This window comes from Microbacterium sp. NPDC058269 (genome assembly GCF_042881445.1).
Classification (GTDB): Bacteria; Actinomycetota; Actinomycetes; order Actinomycetales; family Microbacteriaceae; genus Microbacterium.
Genome location: NZ_JBHVXT010000003.1, coordinates 202,649 through 222,348, shown reverse-complemented (window position 1 = coordinate 222,348; position 19,700 = coordinate 202,649). Strand labels below are relative to the sequence as shown.

Genomic DNA, 19,700 nt, shown 5'->3' with positions numbered 1-19,700 from the left:
CCGCCTGTTCTTCTCGTCACCGGGTGAGGATGAGCGCCTCGCCCTGACCACCGCCGCCGCACAGTCCGACCGCCGCCGTGCCGCCGCCTCGCCGAGCGAGCTCATGCGCCACATGCACCACGAGCCTGTTACCCGACGCTCCGATCGGGTGGCCGATGGCGATGCCGCCGCCGTGGATGTTCACGATGCTCTCGTCCAGTCCGAGCTCGACCTGCGAACGGGCGACGACGGCGCCGAACGCCTCGTTGATCTCCACGAGGTCGAGATCCGACGGGGCGATCCCCTGTTTCGCGCACGCGCGTTCGATCGCCCGCGCAGGCTGCGCCTGCAGGGAATTGTCGGGCCCTGCCGTCTGACCGCTCGCCCCGACGGTGACGAGCACGGGCCACCCCTTGGAGTCCGCGGTGCGCCGCGTCGTCACGACCACCGCCGAGGCGCCGTCCGAGATCGGTGAGGAGTTTCCTGCCGTGATCGAACCGCCCTCCGCGAAGGCGGCTCGCAGTCCCGCGAGAGTCTCGACGGTGGTGTCGGGACGCACGCCTTCGTCCTTCGTCACGCGTACGGGCTCGCCCCGGCGCTGCGGAACGTCGACGGCGACGATCTCCGCGTCGAACAGGCCGGCCTCCTGGGCGGCGGTCGCTCGCTGATGCGAGAGCGCTGCGACGTGATCCTGTGCTTCCCGGGTGAGCTCGAAGCGCGCGTTGTGCCGTTCGGTCGATGCCCCCATGCTCTCCCGGTCGTAGGCGTCCGTGAGCCCGTCGTAGGCCATGTGGTCGAGCACCTCGACACTTCCGTAGGTCCAGCCGTCACGCGATCCCATGAGCAGATGCGGTGCCCGCGTCATCGACTCCATCCCCGCGGCGACGACCACGTCGGCGTCGCCGGTGCGGATCATCCGAGCGGCGTCGATGATCGCCGTCAGCCCCGAGAGGCACACCTTGTTGACGGAGTGCGCCGGGACATCCCACCCGATCCCGGCGCCGATCGCCGCCTGGCGGGCCGCGTTCTGCCCCGACCCCGCCGCGAGCACCTGACCGACGATGACCGCGTCGACGTCCGCGGGATCGATGGAGCCCTGCTCCAGGGCACCGCGGATCGCGAAAGCGCCGAGCTGAGGGGCGGTGAATGCGGCGAGCTGCCCCTTGAGGCGCCCCTGCGGGGTACGAGCAGCGGCGACGATGACGACGTCGTTCTCAGTCATGGTCCGTGGTCCTTCCGATGAGCAGATTCTGGGAGACGGTGAGCGGTGGTTCCGTCGCGGCGATGACCTCGTCGATCGTGACGTCGGGCGCGGTCTCGACGAGCACAAGGCCCTGGGGAGTCACATCGATCACGGCGAGGTCGGTGATGATCCGGTCGACCACACCGCGGCCTGTCAACGGCAGCGAGCACTCGTCCACGATCTTCGCTGAACCGTCCTTCGCCACGTGCTCCATGAGCACGATGACCCGGCCGGCGCCGTGGACCAGGTCCATGGCGCCTCCCGGACCCTTGACCATCTTGCCCGGGATCATCCAGTTCGCGAGATCGCCCGTCGAGGAGACCTGCATCGCTCCGAGGATCGCAGCGTCGATCTTGCCGCCGCGGATCATGCCGAAGCTGGTCGCCGAGTCGAAGAACGCGGCTCCCGGGAGGGTGGTGACGGTTTCTTTGCCCGCGTTGATGAGGTCGGGGTCGACCGCGCCCTCTCTCGGATAGGGGCCGACGCCGAGGATCCCGTTCTCTGACTGCAGGACGACGGTGATGCCGTTCGGCACATGGTTGGGTACGAGAGTGGGGAGGCCGATGCCCAGGTTCACGTAGGCGCCGTCCTGCAGCTCGGCCGCCGCGCGGGCGGCCATCTGCTCGCGGGTGAGTGCCATCTCAGGCTCCTTCCGCGGCGATGGTGCGCCGCTCGATGCGCTTGGGGATGTCGGTGCCGACCTCGACGATGCGATGTACGAAGACGCCTGGGAGGTGGATGCTGTCAGGGTCGAGCTCGCCCGGCTCGACCAGCTGCTCGACCTGGGCGATGCAGATGCGTCCCGCCATGGCGGCGAGCGGGTTGAAGTTGCGCGCCGCCTTGTTGAACACGAGGTTGCCGTGACGGTCGCCGCGCGCCGCGTGCACGAGGGAGAAGTCGGTGGTGATCGCCTCTTCGAGGACGAAATCCTTCGGCTCCCCGTTCACCTCGAAGGTGCGCACATCCTTCACCGGCGACGCGACCGCGATGGTCCCGTCGGGGTTGTACCTGCGTGGCAGCCCGCCCTCAGCGACCTGGGTGCCGACCCCGGTCTGGGTGAAGAACGCAGCGATCCCGGAGCCGCCGGCCCTGAGCTTCTCGGCGAGGGTGCCCTGAGGGGTGAGTTCGAGCTCGAGTTCCCCGCTCAGGAATTGGCGCTCGAACTCCTTGTTCTCCCCCACGTACGACGACGTCATCTTGCGGATGCGCTGTGCGGCGAGCAGGACCCCGAGGCCCCAGTCGTCCACGCCGCAATTGTTGCTCACGACGCTGAGGTCCTTCGTGCCCTGTGCAAGGAGTGCCTCGATGAGGGCGATCGGGTTTCCGGACAGCCCGAACCCTCCGACCGCCAACGACGATCCGTCCACGATGTCGGAGACGGCCGCCTCCGCAGACTCCCAGTGCTTGTCGATCACGTCGGCTCCTTCGATTCCGTGCTCTCCTCAGCATCCGTCCACGGTGCCCGTCGCGGGAAGCCGGATCTTGCGATGTGGCAGAACCCGGATGTAGCGTCCACATTATGGAATCCCCTGTCGCGGTGCCTGGCACTCAAGCGATCGCCCGAGCCGCGCGTCTCCTGCGCCTGGTGACGGCTGCCGGGTCTGACGGCGCCTCGCTGCACGAGCTCGCGGGCGCCGCGAACCTCTCGCGCTCGACTGCCCACCGCCTGCTGAGCGCCCTGCGGTCCGAGGGGCTCGTCGACCGAGACGGCGAGAGCACGCGGTGGATGCCCGGTCCAGAGCTCTTCCTCATGGGTTCCGTGGCTGCGGCACGGTATGACGTGACCACACTCGCCCGCGACGTCGTGCGCTCCCTGGCGGTCAAGACCGAGGAGAGCGCGTTCCTCTCCGTGCGGCGAGCGGACGAGACGGTCTGCCTCCTCCGCGAGGAGGGCTCGTTCCCGATCCGGTCCTTCGTGTTGAGCGAGGGTGTCCGCTTCCCGCTCGGAGTCGCCAGCGCCGGGCTCGCCATCCTGGCCTTCCTCCCCGACCACGATGTGGATACCTACCTCGAACGTCACCCCGACCTCGAGAGCTCCTGGGGACGCGCCCACGGTCAGCGTCCTCTTCGTGCACGCCTCGCCGAGACCAAGGAGCGGGGATACGCCGTGAACCCCGGCCTGATCGTCGAAGGAAGCTGGGGACTGGGCGCCGCGGTCTTCGATCGCTCCGGACGCCCGGAATGGGCGCTGAGCCTCACGGGCGTCGAGTTCCGCTTCGGCCCGGACCGCATGGCTGAACTCGGCCGCACGCTTCTCGCACACGCGCATCAGCTCTCCGCGCGCATCTCCAGCACGCGGCGGTAGCGTCAATACATACCAACAGGTATATACTTGCTGGTATGAATCGCGTGGACGTCATCCCCTCCCTCGTCCTGTCGGGGTATGCGCTCGGCCGTATCGCCGCGCAAGACGCCGGAAACGATGCACCTGCCGCGCAGTGGCGGGTGCTGAGCCTCCTCGAGCAGGCAGGCTCCAGGAGAGTCGGTGAACTCGCTGCGGCCGCACGCACCACGCAACCCGGCATGACCCGTCTCCTCGGCGGCCTGGAGCGTGAAGGGCTCGTGCTCCGCTCCCCCGATCCCGACGACTCACGAGCGACCGTCGTCAACATCACGCCCCAGGGCACCGCCGCGCTCGCCGCGTGGCGCGCCGAGTTCCGCGACACGCTCGCACCGCGGTTCGCCGCGCTGAGCGACGAGGAGTGGTCTGCCCTCACCCGTGCGGCGGAGATCCTCGCCGCGCACACCGCCACTGATCGAACAGGAGAATCTCGGTGAACACCCCCGCCACCCCCTCGGTGTGGAAGCAACCCGCCCAGGTCTGGGCCGTCGCATTCGCCTGCGTCGTCGCCTTCATGGGAATCGGACTCGTCGACCCGATCCTGCCCGCGATCGCTGAGTCGCTCCAGGCGTCTCCGGTCGAGACCGAGCTGCTGTTCACCAGCTACCTCCTCGTCACGGGGCTCGCGATGCTCGTGACCAGCTGGATCTCCAGCCGCATCGGCGCGAAGGCCACACTGCTCATCGGGCTCGCGCTGATCGTGGTGTTCGCCCTGCTCTGCGCTTTGAGCGGCAGCGTGGATGCCGTGATCGGCTTCCGTGCGGGCTGGGGTCTCGGCAACGCCCTGTTCATCTCGACGGCACTCGCCACGATCGTCGGGGCGGCCTCAGGCGGCAGCAGCGCGGCGATCATCCTGTACGAAGCGGCTCTCGGCCTCGGCATCGCCGTCGGTCCTCTTCTCGGCGGCCTCCTCGGCGAACAGAGCTGGCGCGGACCGTTCTTCGGCGTCGTCGTGCTGATGGCGATCGCCTTCGTCGCCGTGCTCGTGCTGCTGCGCGGCCCCGGGGAGAAGAGGGTCCCCGTCAAGTTCTCCGCGCCGTTCACCGCACTGCGACGCCCCGCGCTCGCGGTACTGGCGATCACAGCCCTGTTCTACAACATCGGGTTCTTCGTCCTGCTCGCGTTCTCGCCGTTCCCCCTCGGCTTCGGCGCGATGGGCATCGGCTTCACGTTCTTCGGTTGGGGTGTCGCACTCGCCGTCACCAGCGTCTGGGTTGCGCCGATCCTCATGCGCCGGATGCCCCGAACCCGCATCATCCTGATCGTGCTCCCCCTGCTCGCGGTCGACCTCGTCGCCGCCGGACTCGTCGTGGGGAATGCGGCGGCACTGGTCGCCTGCATCGTGGTCGGCGGACTCCTCCTCGGCGTGATGAACACCGTACTCACCGAGGCGGTGATGGAGGCGACCGACCTTCCACGTTCCGTCGCTTCCTCGGCGTACTCGGCCGTCCGTTTCCTCGGTGGCGCGATGGCTCCCCCGATCGCGGCTCTCCTGTGGCACGCGTTCAATGCGACGGTGCCCTACCTGTTCGCCGCTGCGTCGGTACTGCTGGCCGCGCTCACGGTGTTCCTGGGACGACGCGTGCTCTCTCACATCGATGACGAGCCTGAAGACGCCGTGACGGAGGATGCGGCGGCCATCCTCGTGGGCGACGCCGCCTGAACCAGGCCTGCGGCGTCGGAGTGGCCGGTGAAGCCCGCTCCGACGTCGCAGCATGCGGCTTGGATATCGTGGGGCGATGAGCGATACGCCCTCTCTCCCCGAACGCAGCCGGCTCGTGCACCAGCACCTCGCGAAGTCAGGCGTCGACACCACGATCCGTGTCCTTCCGGACTCCGCACGCACCGCAGTCGAAGCGGCGGATGCCATCGGGTGCGAGGTGGCGGCCATCGCCAACAGTCTGGTGTTCCTCGCCGACGATGCGCCCGTTCTCGTCATGACCAGCGGCGGACACCGTGTCGACCTCTCCGCCCTCAGGGCGAGCCTCGGCGCGGACGAGGTGTCCATGGCCCCGGCATCCGTCGTCCGCTCCGCCACCGGTCAGGCGATCGGCGGCGTCGCACCCGTCGGGCATCCCGCTCCGCTTCGCACGTACATCGATGAAGCACTCCAGGACCACGAGGAGCTCTGGGCTGCTGCCGGACACCCCCACACCGTCATGCCGTTGACGTTCGACCAGCTCCGCCGGATCACGGGCGGAACGGTGATCGCCGTCGTCTGAGTCCCCCGATTCCTCGAGAGCCGCGCACTCGGCACGGAGACGGCGAGACCGGCACCGCGGAGCATGATGCTCCCCGACGCCGGCCTCGTCTGGTCGGTCAGTCCTGGATCATGCGCGCACGTGTGCGGATGGCCCCCAGAACCGTGAGCGCGATTCCCAGAACCAGAGCGGCGCCTCCGGCCCAGAGCATCCCGGCAGGTACATCGCCTCCCGTGGTCGCCAGAGAGGATCCACTCGTGAGAGGCAGCTCCTTCGGCGGCGTGACTACCGTCGGCGGGGTCGGGGGCGTCGTCGGCGGAATCACCGGCGGCGTCGTCGTGGCGGTGTTGGTGAGCGTCACGGCAAGCGTCGTGCCGGCACCGACCGTGATCTGTGCTCCGCCATCGGCGCCGACGCTCACGCCCGCTCCTGAGAAGACGGGCACACCCCAGTCGATACCGTCGACGGCCGGCGGAGTGAGCTCACCCAGCGTGACCACGGTCCCCGCGGGCAGCTGGATCAGCGGTGCCGTGGCTCCGGCGGTGACGGCGACGGTGCGTTCGACGACCGGGTCGCCATAGCTGTAGCGCACCATGTAGACGGCATCGACAGGAACATCGGAGGCGCCGGAGCCGCTGACGACCTTGGTCACGGTGAAGGAACCGGTCGCGTCACCGTCGCCGGTTCCCCCGCCCGTGGCGGTCCACACTTCCTTGTCCTCGAGCTTGACCCCGTTGACGTCGGCGGTGTTGGCGTACGTCGCGCCGTCGGCCTGCGAGCTCGGCACCGTGAAGTACTTGACGAAGTACATGCGCGTCGGATCGATCGGTCCGGGGATCTCGATGTGGAAGGCCGTGCCCGCGGCGTTCCAGGATCCGGTCCAGTTCGTGATCGTCTGCGGGTCTTGGTCCTGCAGGGTCGTGCTCCACACCTCGAGCTGGGCGTCCTCGTTGTGATGCTCGGCGAATCCGTCGCCTGCTCCGGTCAGGGTGTCGTCGACGACGATCGATTCCGCACCGGCGAAGCTCGCGCCCGGCAGCGCCAGCTGCCACGCGATCCTGCCGTCATCGGTCTGCCACGACCACTTCTGCGGTTCGGTCGGCAACGGCGCCGACGGCCCGATGCCGCCGCCGGGAATCTCGACAGGCGTGATGGTGCCGTCCACCGTGAACTCGACCGTGCTCTCCGCCGTCTGCTCATCGGCAGAGGCGACGAACCACAGCGATCCGGTGACCCCGGTGCGCCCGTTCACGTAGTCGGTGAGCGTGCATGTCACGACGGGAGCGGCGTCGGTGCTCACAGTGCACTCGGCGATCGCCGTGCTCGGGTCCCCGGCCGAGGGCACGGAGAAAGATGTCCCGGCGCGGGCGAACTCCTTCGGGAGCGTGAACCCGAAGGTCTGCCCGCCCACGGCGCCGTCCGGCACCGCCCAGTCGGCATCGACACGCACCTGGTCCCACTGCGAAACCCCACCACCGTCGCCGACCGTCGTGACGGTGATCGACGACGGATCGATGGCTGCGGGATAGTCGTAGTCCGCGGCCGAAGCCGCCCCGGCGCCGGCGAGCGTGATCACGGCGGTGAGCGCAGCGGCTGCCGCAGCGATGATCGCGGTTGTCTTTCGGCGCACGCTGGCGCCGCGATTTCTCTCGTACAAGATCTTCCCCAGTTGTCGATGAAGCCCGTCCCTTCGGCGCCTGCTGCTGCGCAGCGAGGCATCCGAGGGCGCGAGACATGTGTCCCCATATGAGAGACGACATCGGGGCCGATCTATTACGCGATATCGCGGATCCTCCGCGCGACAGGGGCACGCACCCTGCGGAAGAGGGGAATCGCTCCCCAGCGGTACGCGATCGGAGTCGGACTCGACGTATCGCGCGAAGGCGTGCAGAAAGCAGAAAAGCCCCGGTAGATGGCGAGATCTACTGAGGCTATTCCGTGCACCCCCTCGGACTTGAACCGAGAACCCACTGATTAAGAGTCAGTTGCTCTGCCGATTGAGCTAGAGGTGCGTGGCCCGGGATAACCCCGACCGAGGAATTACATTACCAGCCCACCGGGTCCATGTGAAATCGAGCTCGGACCCCGGGCGCGCCGCCGCCAGGAGGGCACGGAAACATGGCCTTTCGACCCTCCGACCCCGCCGATCCGGCCGGTATTCTTAGACCGTGACCACCTCCCCCGACAGCCTGCGGCACGACCTCGAACTCGCGCTCCGCCTGGCCGATGCCGCCGATGCACAGTCCCTCCCCCGGTTCGACGCATCGGACCTCGAGATCTCGACCAAGGCCGACAACTCGCACGTGACCGATGCCGACCTCGCCACGGAGCGTGCGATCCGCCGCGTCCTCGAGACCGAGCGTCCGGAGGACGGCATCTTCGGCGAGGAGTTCGGCGCCCAGGGCAGCACGCAGCGCCAGTGGATCGTCGACCCGATCGACGGAACCGCCAACTTCCTCCGTGGAGTCCCGCTGTGGGGCACGATGATCGCCCTCGCCGTCGACGGTGTCCCGCAGATCGGTGTCGTCAGCATGCCTGCACTCGGTCGACGCTGGTGGGCATCGGCCGGAGGAGGCGCCTGGACGACCGTCGAGGGCGAGCTGCGCCGTCTCCGCACCTCATCCGTCTCCTCTCTCGACGACGCCAGTGTGAGCTTCCAGAGCATCGCCCAGTGGTCGGAGGCAGGCCACCTCGACACGCTGCTGAAGGTCGCCGCACGTGTCTGGCGTGATCGGGCCTACGGAGACGTCTACTCGTACATGCTCCTCGCCGAGGGGCGCATCGACATGGTCGCCGAATTCGGTGTCAAGGAATACGACATCGCCGCTGCGGTCCCGATCGTCCGGGAAGCCGGCGGCCGGATGACGGCCGTCGACGGCGCCGAGACGATCTCCGCGCGCTCGACACTCGCAACCAACGGAACTCTTCACGACGACTTCCTGACCCTCATGCAGAACTGATCTCACGACTCACCGAACGATGAGGCCCGCGATGAACTCCCGCATCATGTCCGCCACCGCGGGCGTCCTGCTGCTCGTCGCCGCCCTCACCGCATGCGCTGCTCCCGAACCTCGCCCCTCATCGTCCCCCGACGCTGTCGGTCCTCGCCCGACGGAGACCACCGTCCCCGTGACCTCGCCGACTCCGGAGGTGCCAGACGCGGAGCTCACCTGCGAATCGATGATCTCGGCCGGTACGGTCGCGGCTCTCGCCGATGCCGGCTGGACCGCCGAGACGAAGGAGTTCGTCGCCGGCGGCGTCGAGCTGACCGAGGGCCTGCTGTGCTTCTGGGCGGACTACACCGTCGCGTCTGACCACGGACAGCTCTACGGCTGGTCGGCGATCGGCGACTCCGACGCCGCCTCCGTTCAGGCCGCCCTCCTCGCCGAGGGCTGGAAACGCGAAGACGGTCCCGACGGTGTCTATTTCACCGAGGACCCGCGATACGCGATGGGCACAGACGACGACGGCTACGGGATGACCTACCTGTTCGGTGACGGCTGGGTGCGTCTCGCCGATACGCGCCAGGGACTCATCCTCATCGAATGGCCCCGCTAACGCTCACTCGTCGTGAACGACCGCTACGAGCCCACTGATCCCATCGAACTCTCCAGGATGCGCCCGAAGGTGCGGGTCACCGGCGGCGTCCACAGCAGTACCACGATGCCGGCCGCGAATGCAGCGGTCAGGGCGGCTCCCCAGTCCCACCGGTCCCCGAAGACGAGCACCACCGCACTGAGCACGATCGCGATCCCGAGGAAGATCGTGAGCATGAGTCGAGAGAGTCCGCTCCCGCGGCGGACGCCGGCCGCGACGGCGAACACGAGAAGACCGAACAGGGAGATGGCGGCTCCCGTGAGGGAGAAAGCGGAGGCGCTCACATCCGGATCGTAGCGCCCCAGGAACACGAGGATTCCGAAGCCCGTCGCCACGGCGCCGAAGACGTAGGCGAGAGCGGCGACCACCGTGGTGATCACCGAGGCGAGGGCGGGCGGTGCGGAACCGGAAGGCGCGGATGGGGGCGTCGTCACGTTCGAATGGCCCTTCGTCGGTGGTGACAGGACGAGACGGCGATGCATCAGCCGCACGATCTCGATCGCCACGACCATCACGACCGTGATCCCGGTGAGTGCGACCGCGAGATCCTCGCCGGGATCGACGAGTACGAAGAATTGCCGGGCGAGCGGGATGGTGAACACGGCGATGAGCAGGATGAACATCGCCCCCACGACCGCCACCTTGAACCGGTTGAGCGGACGCGCGAGAACAGCCAGCACCCAGATGCCGACGACGGCGAGGATCACGGTGGCACCGGTACGCAGCTGCTCCTCGTGCACGCCGAGCCCCCGTGCGACGAACGTGTACCAGGTGAGGCCCAGGGCGACGACGACGCCCGACGGGATCGCGAAGCTCAGCGAGCGCCGGAGGAACCCTGGCACATAGCGCGCCGCATTCGGCATGAGCGCGAGGAAGAAGGCGGGAATGCCGATCGTGAGGCCGTCGGTGATGGAGAGCTGGCGTGGCAGGAACGGGAACTCGAGCACGAACACCCCGAAGATGATCGCGAGCAGTGTCGCATAGACCGTCTTGTTCAGGAACAGCATCGACACGCGCTCGATGTTCGCGATGACCTGGCGCCCCTCGGCGACCACGTCCGGCAGGTGCGAGAACTGTCCGTCCAGCAGCACCAGCCTGGCGACGGCCTTGGTGGCCGGTGAGCCCGAGTTCATCGCGATCCCGATGTCGGCGGCCTTGATCGCGAGGGCATCGTTGACACCGTCGCCCGTCATCGCGACAGTGTGTCCGTGGCTCTGCAGCGCCGTCACCATGCGCTTCTTCTGCTCGGGGGTCACGCGCCCGAACACCGCGTGCTGGTCGAGCACATCGGCGAGCTGCGCCTCGTCTTCAGGGAGCCTTCTGGCGTCGAAGCCGTCCACCACGTCGAGTCCCACCTCCCGAGCGATGGCTGCCACGGTGCGAGGGTTGTCGCCGGAGATGATGCGGATGTCGACCTGCTGGCGCCCGAAGTACGCGAGGGTCTGAGCGGCGTCGGGACGCACCTGCTCGCGGAAGGTCAGCACGATGATCGCCTCGAGGCCATCAGGGAGCCGCTCGGAATCGACGTCTGCATCCGAGAGAGCTGAGGCCGCGTAGCCGAGCACCAGCGTACGGCGGCCCGTCTCCGCCAGTGCGGTGACCGTGCGACCGAGCTCGGTGTCCGCCGACGTGGCCGCGTCACCGAACACCATCTCCGGCGCCCCCATCACCCAGGTCCCGGGGACGCCGACGAACGACGCCGCACTCCATTTGCGCGCAGACGAGAACGGGATGTAACCGGAGACGACGAGCGGCACAGCGACCGGGTAGGCAGTCCGCATCGATCGCGCTGTCGCGTTCGCATCCGGCGACGCGGCGTACCAGGCCAGCGCCGCGGCTGCGTTCTCGTCCTGCGCTCCGGTGAGACCGTCGAGTCGATGCGCGTCATCGAAGCCGATCTCCCCGACGGTCAGCGTGCCTGTCTTGTCGAGGCAGATGACGTCGACGCGCGCGAGGCCCTCCACAGCCGGCAGCTCGTTCACCAGCACCTGCCTGCGGGCAAGTCTCGAGGCTCCTACCGCGAACGCGATGCTCGTCATGAGCACGAGGCCGAGCGGGATCATCGCCGTCAACGACGCGATCGTGTTCACCACGGCCTGCACCCAGGCTCCGCTCGAGAATACGGTCGCGTATCCGCCCAGGACGATGACCTGCGCGTTCAGGACGAGCAGTCCGACCGGGCCGATGATCCAGCTCACCCATTTCAGGACTCTATTGACCGACGTGCGCAGCTCGCTGGAGACGAGAGAGAAGCGCTTCGCCTCGCCGGCGAAGTGGTTCGCGTACGAGTCGGCACCTACCCGCGACGCCGTCGCAGTCCCCTCCCCCGCGACGACCACAGCTCCCGACAGCGCATCGTCGCCGGGCTGCTTCTCGACCGGGTCCGACTCCCCCGTGAGCATCGACTCGTCGATCTGGAGTCCGCGCGACGTGAGGACCCGCGCGTCGGCCGGCACCTGCTCGCCGGCGCGGAACACGAGGACATCGTCGAGGACAACCTCTCCGGGAGCGATCTCCACTTCTTCACGGTTTCGGAGAACAAGAGCGCGCGGTGCGTTCATCAGCGCGAGACGGTCGAGTGCGGACTTCGCCCGGAACTCCTGCACGCACCCGATGATCGCATTGGCGAAAGCTGCGAGGCCGAAAAGGGCGTCCTGCCAACGCCCGACCAGGAACAGCACGAAGAAGCACGCGAAGACGATGCCGTTGAAGAGCGTGAACACGTTCGCGCGCACGATGCTCCACGCGCTGCGACTCGTGTCGGCGACGAAGGCATTCGTCTTCCCCGCAGACACGCGTTCGGAGACCTCGGCATCGGTGAGACCGGTCGAGACGGCAGAGGCGGTGGTGTCCACAGACCTCAATATAGGGGTCCCCTGTCCCGCTACGCAGAAAGGTCCGCCTCCCTCGGTTTCCCGACGGAGGCGGACCTCATTCCTGTGACAGCGACGTGGTGGAGCTGGGGGGAATCGAACCCCCGTCCAACGCTGAGTCTCCACGCCTTCTCCGGGCGCAGTCTGTGAAGACGTTCTACTCGGCTCCGACCTTTGTCACAGACACCTAAGTCGACAAGCCCAGCCTGGGAAGAGTCCCACGTGACGTCCAGACGCCATCACGCAGCAAGATTCCTAAATGACGCCAGGATCCGTATCGGAATCACATACGGCCTGACGGACTATCGGGCTCGCTTATGCAGCGAGGGCGAAGTCGTTGCGCTTGGTTTCGGCAACTATTTTTTTGCAGAGAGCGTTTACGAGATAACTCTGCATCCTCGGCCCGCTTCTCGTGGATTCACAGGCGCTGTCGAAACCGATCAGCCCCATGGACCTTCTCTCGAAGGAGCCGCTGTCACACTGTGGAATTACCATCCCGGGCGGTGAACACCCGAGCATCACAGACTACAACGTTCTCCGCACCTCCGCCATTCCACGGTCGGTCCGAGGGCTGGCGTAGAGTCGCCCCATGAGCGAAGTCACCGTCACCGTCCGCGGCGAGCACGAGGCGCGGGTCGCGCCGGAGCGCGCCACCATCCGTGTCGGCGTGCGCGCCGAGGGACCGGAGCGCACCGCCGTCGTCGAGCAGGTGATGCGCCTCGCTGAGCCGGTGCGCAGCAGCATCACCGAGAGGGCGGAGGCGAGCAGTGTGGTCGACTGGACGAGCAAGCGTCTCTCGGTGCGGGCCGAACGACCCTGGAGCAGTGAGGGCAAGCGACTCGCCCCGGTCTACTACGCGAGCATCGACTTCACCGCCACGTTCGCGGAAGGCTCGGAGCTGTCGATCTGGGTGTCCGACATCTCCCCGTGGGACGGGGTCGAGGTCGGCTGGGTCGACTGGCACCTCACCCCCGAGACACGCACGCAGGTCGAGCGCGCAGTGGCCGCCGAAGCCGTCGGTGTCGCCGTCACGAGAGCCGAGGCCTACGCCGGGGCGCTCGGCCTCGATGAGGTCACTCCGCTGGAGATCGCCGATGTCGGTCTCATCTCCAGCGGACAGCCGGCACCGGGTGCACCCATGCTCAAAGCGCGTGGAGCCGTAGCGTTCGCCGCCGACTCTGCGCCGGCCATGGAGTACGAGCCCGAAGAGATCGTCATCTCCGCGACCGTGGAGGCGCGCTTCCTCGCCCGCTGAGTCCGGTCAGGCCTGCGCAGCGAACGGCGCGAGTTCGGCGGCCAGCCGCTCCGAGACACGAGCATGCACAGCGGTACCGTTCTCTCGGTGCTCTACCGACAGAAGCATGCCTGATTCGTGGATCGCGGCCACGAGGTCGCCACGATCGTAGGGAATCACGGCATTCACTTCGACGGCCGGCTTCGGGAGCGCTTCTTCCACCGCTGCCCGCAGTTCTGCGATGCCCTCGCCCGACCTCGACGACACGAAGTGGGCGTGAGGCTGGAGTCCGCGAAGCACGAGCCTCTCGTCCTCGTCGATCAGGTCGGCCTTGTTGAAGACGACGATCTCCGGCAGGTCACGGACGCCGACATCACCCAGCACATCGCGCACGGTCTGCAACTGGCCGGCCGGATCCGGGTGCGACCCGTCGACCACGTGGAGCACGACGTCGGCCTCGCCGACCTCCTCCAGCGTGGAACGGAAAGCTTCGACGAGCTGATGAGGGAGGTTGCGCACGAATCCGACGGTGTCCGTGAGCGTGTAGACGCGGCCGTCCTCGGTCTCGGTGCGGCGAACCGTCGCATCCAGTGTTGCGAACAGCGCATTCTCGACGAGGACGCCGGCGCTGGTGAGTGCATTGAGCAGGCTGGACTTGCCGGCGTTCGTGTAACCGGCGATCGCGACGGAGGGGATCGTGTTCCGCTTTCGCTCGGCTCGCTTGGCGTCTCGGGCGGGGCCGAAGTCGCGGATCTGTCGTCGCAACAGCGCCATCTTGGTGCGGATGCGTCGGCGATCGAGTTCGATCTTGGTCTCACCGGGGCCACGTGAACCCATTCCGGCACCACCCGCACCCACCTGGCCACCGGCCTGGCGGCTCATCGAGTCGCCCCAGCCACGCAGGCGAGGAAGCAGGTATTCGAGCTGGGCCAGCTCGACCTGCGCCTTGCCCTCACGGCTCTTCGCGTGCTGACTGAAGATGTCGAGGATCACCGTGGTGCGGTCGATGACCTTGACCTTGACGACGTCCTCGAGCGCACGACGCTGGCTCGGTGCGAGCTCGGTGTCGGCGATGACCGTGTCGGCCCCGACAGCGGCGACGATGTCCTTGAGTTCCTGGGCCTTACCGCGACCGAGGTATGTCGCCGCATCCGGGTGGGGACGGCGTTGCAGAACGCCGTCGAGCACCACGGCACCCGCGGTCTCGGCGAGAGCGGCGAGTTCCCGGAGCGAGTTCTCCGCATCCTCCTGGGCGCCCTGGGGGTACACGCCGACGAGGACGACGTTCTCCAGGCGCAACTGCCGGTACTCGACCTCGGTGACATCCTCGAGCTCGGTCGAGAGTCCCCCGACGCGTCGAAGAGCGTGGCGGTCTTCGAGATCCCACTGCGCGCCGTCCGTACTCGCGTGCGATGCCGTCGATTCATCCTGCAACGCCTGTGCGGCGCCGAAGACGTGGACGTCCGAGCGCTTCTCCGCGTTCGCGAGCACACGATCGACCGTGTGGTCGTCGGTGGAGGGGGTGGTGGTATCCGTCATCCGTTCCTTGTCTCTGGGATTTGTTGCGAGCCTTAACCTTAGCCCGCGCTGTCCGGTACGCTCACCGTATGGGGTCAGATCACTACTTCACTGCGGCCCCGGCAAGCCCCGAGAATCTGCGTAAGATCCGCGTATCGCTCGCAGGTCGTGAGCTGGAGGTCACCACTGCCGGTGGAGTCTTCAGCCCGGATCGTCTGGATGCCGGCACTGCAGTGCTCCTCGCCAACATGCCCCCGGTTCCCCCGGGCGGCGACCTTCTCGACCTCGGCAGCGGCTGGGGTCCGGTGACACTGTCGATGGCCCTATCCGCTCCCCATGCGACGGTGTGGGCCGTCGACGTGAACGAGCGCGCCCTCGATCTGGTGCGTCGCAACGCCGCAGCTCTCGGGCTCACCAATGTCAACGCATCTCTGCCCGATGATGTTCCCGAGCACGTCTCCTTCCGCACGATCCGTTCCAACCCGCCCATCCGCGTGGGCAAGAACGAACTCCACGGGCTTCTGGAGCGGTGGATCCCGCGCCTCGACGAACGCAGTGATGCCTGGCTCGTCGTGCAGCGCAACCTCGGTGCCGACTCGCTGCAGCGATGGATCGGGTCGACCTTCCACCCCGGGTACAGCGTCTTCCGCACCGCCACGGGCAAGGGATACCGCATCCTCAAGGTGCGCAAGCACGGGAACCCGCCCACGGAGCCGATCGTCCTGGGCTGAGCCTGACTCCGGTCGTTCACTCGGAACCTCCCGGCACGACTCTCAGGCGAGGTCGACCTCGCCCTGGAACACGAGCTGAGCCGGGCCGGACAGAGCGACGTGCTCGCCGTCCTCCGCGGGGAACATCCGAACTCCGAGCGTGCCCCCTGGCACCTCGACCTGCCAGTTGCTCGGGGCGTTCTCGCCCGCCCAATACCGCACTGCCAGGGCTGTCGCGGCGACTCCGGTGCCGCAGCTGAGGGTCTCCCCCACGCCGCGCTCGTAGACGCGCATGCTCACATGTCCGATGCCGTCGCGCACGAGCGGCTCGCCGGGAACCACGAATTCGATGTTCGCCCCCGCCGGAAGCAGGGGGTCGAGGCCAGGGGCACGGTGCAGCTCGAGGGACGCGAGCTCGGCCTCTGAGGCAAGAGCCACCACGACATGAGGGTTGCCGACGTCGATACCGAGCCCTGGTCGGGTCACGGACAGGCCGTCGACGCGCACGAGCGGGTCATCCCCGGAGAGCTTCCACCGGCCGAGGTCCACCTGGTAGCCGGTGGCACTCCGGGTGACGTCGCGCACGCCCGCCCTCGTCCCGATCGGAAGGGTAGAACCTGGTTCGATCGTCGCCAGTCCTGACCGCACGAGGTAGTGAGCGAAGACGCGGATGCCGTTGCCGCACATCTCGGCGATCGAGCCATCGGCGTTGCGGTAGTCCATGAACCACTCGGCCTGCGGCTCCTCGTCGAGCGCGGCAGCGCCCTCGGGAATCGCCGAAGACTTCACGACACGGAGGATTCCGTCAGCGCCGATCCCGAAGTGACGATCGCACAGCACGGCGACCTGCTCGACGGTCAGGTCGAGCCCGCCATCGGGGTCAGCGATGATGATGAAATCGTTACCCGTGCCGTGACCCTTGGTGAATGCGACCATGCGTCCAGTCTAGGGATCGCGGAGGACCGCTCAGTCCCGTGTGAGCCGGTACCGGCCACAGAGGAAGTTGCGGTTTCGCGCCACCTCGATCAGCTCGAGGTCGAGTCGACGCGGAAGCAGCGGAGCCCCCGATCCGAGTGTCACCGGGGCGTACTGAACCCACACCTCGTCGAGCAGCCCGGCGTCGGCGAACTGACCGGCAAGGTCTCCTCCACCCACGACCCAGAGGTCTTTCCCTGCCGCCGCCTGAACCATCTCGGCGTGGACGGTTCGGACGTCGGCCTGGGTCAGCCGCACATCGGCACCTGCCGGCAGCTCGAGCTCACGATGTGTGAACACCCACGTGGGCTGGGTGTACCCCCAACGGCCCTCCTCGTGTCGCATCACCCACTCGTACGTCGAGGCGCCCATCGCCAGAGCGCCGATGTTCCTCTCGAAGCCGGTGTACGCCATCGGCCCGTCCTGGTCGATGTCCTGCGTGAGCAGCCAATCCAGCGAGTGCTCCTCAGTCGCGATGAAACCGTCGAGGCTGGACGCGGTGTAGAAGTGGGTCGTCATCCGGACAGCATCGCAGCGGCCACCGACATCGAGAGATCAGTCGTGCAGGAGCGCGGCGGCCTCCGCCGGGGCATCCCACCATTCCAGATCGGGATAGCGCTTGAACCAGGACACCTGGCGACGGGCATAGCGTCTCGTCAGTGCCTGCGTCTGCGCGACAGCCTCACTCTGGGTGAGGCCTCCATCGAGCTGGGCCAGTGCCTGCGCATAGCCGATCGCACGCGGTGCCGTCCCGCCGCGCTCCAGACCGCGTGCACGAAGCTGGGTCACTTCGTCGAGGAGGCCCCCGGCCCACATGCGCTCGACTCTGGCATCGAGTCTCTCGACGAGGGCTGCGCGCTCGATGTGGAGGCCGATGAGGCGCGTGCGCGGGTTCCACAGGACGGGCTGCTCCGGGAGCGCGGCCCCATGCGTCGCGCTGCCCTGCTCGAGGACTTCGAGTGCACGGAGGACACGACGCGGATTGCGGGGGTCGACACGGGCAGCGGCTTCGGGATCGAGACTGCGCAGCCGTTCGAGCAGTTCCGCGGAACCGTGAGCGTCGAGTTCTCGCTCGAGACGTTCGCGCAGTTCGGGGTCACGCGGAGGGAACCGGAAGTCGTACACGACACTCGACACGTAGAGGCCGGAGCCACCGACGAGGATCGCATCTCCGCCTCGACGGTGGATGTCCTCGACCGCAGCGCGTGCCCGGGGTTGATACCAGGCGACCGCGGCGTCCTCATCGACATCGAGCACATCGAAGAGATGATGCGGGATGCCTCGCCGCTCCGCGAGGGGCACCTTCGCGGTGCCGACGTCCATTCCTCGATACAGCTGCATGGCGTCGGCGTTCACGATCTCTGCCGGGTTTCCCCGCGTACGCAGATCCTCGGCCAGACTTATCGCGAGATCACTCTTGCCGGTCCCGGTCGCCCCGACTATCGCCCAGAGGCGCGGTTCGGTCACACGCCGACACGCAATGTGGGCAGGCCGAGCGAGATCGCCTTCGGTCCGCCGTCGCCAGACGGAGCAGGGACCGCACAGGATTCAGACTGCGCGCGATCCCAGGCATCACCGCCGCGTGTGCGACGGATCTTCAGGGGTGCCCCCTTCGGGTCGTCGGCAAGCAGATGGAACGGGGCACCGTGAGTGACGGTCACGGTGACGACATCGCCAGGCCGAGGGAGCTGCGACCCCGGAGTCACCTCGAAGTGCACGAGCCGGTTGTCTTCGGCGCGACCCGTGAGGCGGTGGGTCTCGGTGTCCTTCTTGCCCTCGCCGGTCGAGACAAGAACCTCGATCTCACGACCCACCTGCTTCTGGTTCTCCTCCAGAGAGATGCGTTCTTGAAGAGCGATCAGACGGTTGTAGCGCGCCTGCACGATCTCCTTGGGAACCTGATCCTCCATCGTCGCGGCAGGAGTACCCTCGCGGATCGAGTACTGGAATGTGAATGCACTGGAGAAGCGAGCCTGCTCGACGACCCGCATCGTGTCTTCGAAGTCTTCGTCGGTCTCACCGGGGAAGCCGACGATGATGTCGGTCGTGATGGCGGCGTTCGGGATACGGTCACGAACACGGTCGAGTATCCCGAGGAACCGCTCGCCGCGGTAGGAGCGGCGCATCGCCTTGAGGATGCGGTCACTCCCGGACTGCAGCGGCATATGCAGCTGCGGCATCACGTTCGGCGTCTCGGCCATGGCAGCGATCACATCGTCGGTGAACGCCGCGGGATGGGGACTCGTGAATCGGATCCGCTCCAGCCCTTCGATCTCTCCGGCGGCACGCAGGAGCTTTCCGAACGCCTGACGATCGCCGAACTCGACCCCGTAGGAGTTCACATTCTGTCCGAGGAGCGTGACCTCGATCGCGCCGTCCTCGACCAGGAGGCGGATCTCGTTCAGGATGTCGCCAGGACGACGGTCCTTCTCCTTGCCGCGCAGACTCGGCACGATGCAGAATGTGCAGGTGTTGTTGCATCCGACCGAGATCGACACCCAACCGCTGTGAGCGGAGTCGCGCTTGGTCGGCAGAGTGGAGGGGAACACCTCGAGCGACTCGAGGATCTCGAGCTCGGCGTCGCCATTGTGTCGCGCGCGCTCGAGCAGCCCCGGGAGCGAGCCCATGTTGTGCGTGCCGAACACCACGTCGACCCACGGCGCCTTGTCGAGGACCGCCTGTTTGTCCATCTGCGCGAGGCAGCCGCCGACCGCGATCTGCATGCCGTCCTTGCGACGCTTGACCGAAGCGAGGTGCCCGAGCGTGCCGTAGAGCTTGCCCGCGGCGTTGTCGCGCACGGCGCAGGTGTTGATGATCACCACGTCGGCCTCGGCGCCGTCGACTGCTCGCACGTAACCCGCGCTCTCCAACGACCCCGAGAGACGCTCGGAGTCATGCACGTTCATCTGGCACCCAAAGGTGCGTACTTCGTACGATCGCTGTCGTCCGTCGTCGTCGACGGCTGCCGACGACGCGCCGATGATCGTCGGTTCGCTGCGCGGGATAGTCATGATCACCCCATTGTACGA

Annotated in this window: 18 protein-coding genes, 1 tRNA gene and 1 other RNA gene; 8 read left to right on the top strand and 12 right to left on the bottom strand. The window is 67.3% G+C overall.

The window, feature by feature from the left end:
• Positions 1 to 16: 16 nt before the first annotated feature.
• From ACFVWL_RS14670 to ACFVWL_RS14660, 3 genes are read right to left on the bottom strand one after another with little or no spacing between them, the layout of a single operon-like run.
• Complete coding sequence (locus tag ACFVWL_RS14670) at positions 17 to 1,201, bottom strand: acetyl-CoA C-acetyltransferase (protein WP_387184179.1); 1,185 nt, start codon at positions 1,199 to 1,201, stop codon at positions 17 to 19.
• Positions 1,194 to 1,862: a CoA transferase subunit B gene (locus ACFVWL_RS14665; protein ID WP_387184175.1), complete on the bottom strand. Its 669-nt coding sequence runs from the start codon at positions 1,860 to 1,862 to the stop codon at positions 1,194 to 1,196. The genes ACFVWL_RS14670 and ACFVWL_RS14665 overlap by 8 nt, the downstream gene beginning before the upstream one ends.
• Position 1,863: 1 nt before the next feature.
• Positions 1,864 to 2,637: a CoA transferase subunit A gene (locus tag ACFVWL_RS14660; protein ID WP_387184172.1), complete on the bottom strand. Its 774-nt coding sequence runs from the start codon at positions 2,635 to 2,637 to the stop codon at positions 1,864 to 1,866.
• Between the two features lie 104 nt (positions 2,638 to 2,741).
• Between ACFVWL_RS14660 and ACFVWL_RS14655 the strand changes: the two genes are divergently transcribed.
• The 4 genes from ACFVWL_RS14655 (at position 2,742) to ACFVWL_RS14640 (ending at position 5,785) form a co-directional block, all read left to right on the top strand.
• Entirely contained in the window at positions 2,742 to 3,527 is a 786-nt protein-coding gene (locus ACFVWL_RS14655) for an IclR family transcriptional regulator (protein ID WP_387184169.1), read from the top strand.
• 35 nt (positions 3,528 to 3,562) lie between these two features.
• The gene (locus ACFVWL_RS14650) at positions 3,563 to 4,000 is read left to right on the top strand and encodes a MarR family winged helix-turn-helix transcriptional regulator (protein WP_387184167.1); all 438 of its coding nucleotides are present in this window, start codon (positions 3,563 to 3,565) and stop codon (positions 3,998 to 4,000) included.
• Positions 3,997 to 5,226 (top strand): MFS transporter, encoded by a 1,230-nt coding sequence (locus ACFVWL_RS14645; RefSeq protein ID WP_387184165.1) that lies wholly within the window; start codon positions 3,997 to 3,999, stop codon positions 5,224 to 5,226. Before ACFVWL_RS14650 ends, ACFVWL_RS14645 begins: the two co-directional genes overlap by 4 nt.
• A gap of 76 nt (positions 5,227 to 5,302) precedes the next feature.
• Positions 5,303 to 5,785, top strand: a complete 483-nt coding sequence (locus tag ACFVWL_RS14640; protein WP_387184163.1) for a YbaK/EbsC family protein — start codon at positions 5,303 to 5,305, stop codon at positions 5,783 to 5,785.
• Positions 5,786 to 5,882: 97 nt separating this feature from the next.
• On the opposite strand, the gene ACFVWL_RS14635 is transcribed toward ACFVWL_RS14640, so the two are convergent.
• Together ACFVWL_RS14635 and ACFVWL_RS14630 are read right to left on the bottom strand one after the other, a co-directional pair.
• A complete protein-coding gene (locus ACFVWL_RS14635) occupies positions 5,883 to 7,394 on the bottom strand; it encodes an Ig-like domain-containing protein (RefSeq protein ID WP_387184159.1) in 1,512 nt (503 codons plus the stop codon).
• Between the two features lie 309 nt (positions 7,395 to 7,703).
• A tRNA-Lys gene (locus ACFVWL_RS14630) sits at positions 7,704 to 7,776 on the bottom strand.
• Positions 7,777 to 7,932: 156 nt separating this feature from the next.
• Here ACFVWL_RS14630 and ACFVWL_RS14625 point away from each other — a divergent pair.
• Together ACFVWL_RS14625 and ACFVWL_RS14620 are read left to right on the top strand one after the other, a co-directional pair.
• The gene (locus ACFVWL_RS14625) at positions 7,933 to 8,724 is read left to right on the top strand and encodes an inositol monophosphatase family protein (protein ID WP_387184156.1); all 792 of its coding nucleotides are present in this window, start codon (positions 7,933 to 7,935) and stop codon (positions 8,722 to 8,724) included.
• A gap of 31 nt (positions 8,725 to 8,755) precedes the next feature.
• Positions 8,756 to 9,322, top strand: a complete 567-nt coding sequence (locus ACFVWL_RS14620) for a hypothetical protein (RefSeq protein ID WP_387184153.1) — start codon at positions 8,756 to 8,758, stop codon at positions 9,320 to 9,322.
• Positions 9,323 to 9,345: 23 nt separating this feature from the next.
• Here the strand turns inward: ACFVWL_RS14620 and ACFVWL_RS14615 are convergent, their stop codons facing one another.
• Complete coding sequence (locus ACFVWL_RS14615; protein WP_387184152.1) at positions 9,346 to 12,216, bottom strand: HAD-IC family P-type ATPase; 2,871 nt, start codon at positions 12,214 to 12,216, stop codon at positions 9,346 to 9,348.
• Positions 12,217 to 12,312: 96 nt separating this feature from the next.
• Positions 12,313 to 12,682, bottom strand: a transfer-messenger RNA (tmRNA) gene (gene ssrA, locus ACFVWL_RS14610).
• Between the two features lie 141 nt (positions 12,683 to 12,823).
• On the opposite strand from ssrA, the gene ACFVWL_RS14605 reads away from it, so the two are divergent.
• Positions 12,824 to 13,489 (top strand): SIMPL domain-containing protein, encoded by a 666-nt coding sequence (locus tag ACFVWL_RS14605; protein ID WP_387184150.1) that lies wholly within the window; start codon positions 12,824 to 12,826, stop codon positions 13,487 to 13,489.
• A gap of 6 nt (positions 13,490 to 13,495) precedes the next feature.
• Here the strand turns inward: ACFVWL_RS14605 and hflX are convergent, their stop codons facing one another.
• The gene (hflX, locus tag ACFVWL_RS14600; RefSeq protein ID WP_387184147.1) at positions 13,496 to 15,007 is read right to left on the bottom strand and encodes a GTPase HflX; all 1,512 of its coding nucleotides are present in this window, start codon (positions 15,005 to 15,007) and stop codon (positions 13,496 to 13,498) included.
• Between the two features lie 68 nt (positions 15,008 to 15,075).
• Here hflX and ACFVWL_RS14595 point away from each other — a divergent pair, with 68 nt between their 5' ends.
• Positions 15,076 to 15,717 (top strand): class I SAM-dependent methyltransferase, encoded by a 642-nt coding sequence (locus ACFVWL_RS14595; RefSeq protein WP_387184144.1) that lies wholly within the window; start codon positions 15,076 to 15,078, stop codon positions 15,715 to 15,717.
• 42 nt (positions 15,718 to 15,759) lie between these two features.
• On the opposite strand, the gene dapF is transcribed toward ACFVWL_RS14595, so the two are convergent.
• The 4 genes from dapF to miaB are packed head-to-tail and all read right to left on the bottom strand — an operon-like array spanning position 15,760 to position 19,682.
• On the bottom strand, positions 15,760 to 16,632 hold the full coding sequence (dapF, locus tag ACFVWL_RS14590; protein ID WP_387184141.1) for a diaminopimelate epimerase: 873 nt from the start codon (positions 16,630 to 16,632) through the stop codon (positions 15,760 to 15,762).
• 30 nt (positions 16,633 to 16,662) lie between these two features.
• The gene (locus tag ACFVWL_RS14585; protein WP_387184139.1) at positions 16,663 to 17,190 is read right to left on the bottom strand and encodes a dihydrofolate reductase family protein; all 528 of its coding nucleotides are present in this window, start codon (positions 17,188 to 17,190) and stop codon (positions 16,663 to 16,665) included.
• Positions 17,191 to 17,226: 36 nt separating this feature from the next.
• A complete protein-coding gene (gene miaA / locus ACFVWL_RS14580) occupies positions 17,227 to 18,138 on the bottom strand; it encodes a tRNA (adenosine(37)-N6)-dimethylallyltransferase MiaA (protein WP_387184137.1) in 912 nt (303 codons plus the stop codon).
• On the bottom strand, positions 18,135 to 19,682 hold the full coding sequence (gene miaB, locus ACFVWL_RS14575) for a tRNA (N6-isopentenyl adenosine(37)-C2)-methylthiotransferase MiaB (RefSeq protein WP_387184134.1): 1,548 nt from the start codon (positions 19,680 to 19,682) through the stop codon (positions 18,135 to 18,137). The genes miaA and miaB overlap by 4 nt, the downstream gene beginning before the upstream one ends.
• Between the last annotated feature and the right edge of the window lie 18 nt (positions 19,683 to 19,700).

What these genes read in the sequence shown, in the direction of transcription:
- ACFVWL_RS14670 (WP_387184179.1), bottom strand. Translation starts at nt 1,201, where the DNA reads ATGACTGAGAACGACGTCGTCATCGTCGCCGCTGCTCGTACCCCGCAG.
- ACFVWL_RS14665 (WP_387184175.1), bottom strand. Translation starts at nt 1,862, where the DNA reads ATGGCACTCACCCGCGAGCAGATGGCCGCCCGCGCGGCGGCCGAGCTG.
- ACFVWL_RS14655 (WP_387184169.1), top strand. Translation starts at nt 2,742, where the DNA reads ATGGAATCCCCTGTCGCGGTGCCTGGCACTCAAGCGATCGCCCGAGCC.
- ACFVWL_RS14650 (WP_387184167.1), top strand. Translation starts at nt 3,563, where the DNA reads ATGAATCGCGTGGACGTCATCCCCTCCCTCGTCCTGTCGGGGTATGCG.
- ACFVWL_RS14640 (WP_387184163.1), top strand. Translation starts at nt 5,303, where the DNA reads ATGAGCGATACGCCCTCTCTCCCCGAACGCAGCCGGCTCGTGCACCAG.
- ACFVWL_RS14620 (WP_387184153.1), top strand. Translation starts at nt 8,756, where the DNA reads ATGAACTCCCGCATCATGTCCGCCACCGCGGGCGTCCTGCTGCTCGTC.
- ACFVWL_RS14605 (WP_387184150.1), top strand. Translation starts at nt 12,824, where the DNA reads ATGAGCGAAGTCACCGTCACCGTCCGCGGCGAGCACGAGGCGCGGGTC.
- hflX (WP_387184147.1), bottom strand. Translation starts at nt 15,007, where the DNA reads ATGACGGATACCACCACCCCCTCCACCGACGACCACACGGTCGATCGT.
- ACFVWL_RS14595 (WP_387184144.1), top strand. Translation starts at nt 15,076, where the DNA reads ATGGGGTCAGATCACTACTTCACTGCGGCCCCGGCAAGCCCCGAGAAT.
- dapF (WP_387184141.1), bottom strand. Translation starts at nt 16,632, where the DNA reads ATGGTCGCATTCACCAAGGGTCACGGCACGGGTAACGATTTCATCATC.
- ACFVWL_RS14585 (WP_387184139.1), bottom strand. Translation starts at nt 17,190, where the DNA reads ATGACGACCCACTTCTACACCGCGTCCAGCCTCGACGGTTTCATCGCG.
- miaB (WP_387184134.1), bottom strand. Translation starts at nt 19,682, where the DNA reads ATGACTATCCCGCGCAGCGAACCGACGATCATCGGCGCGTCGTCGGCA.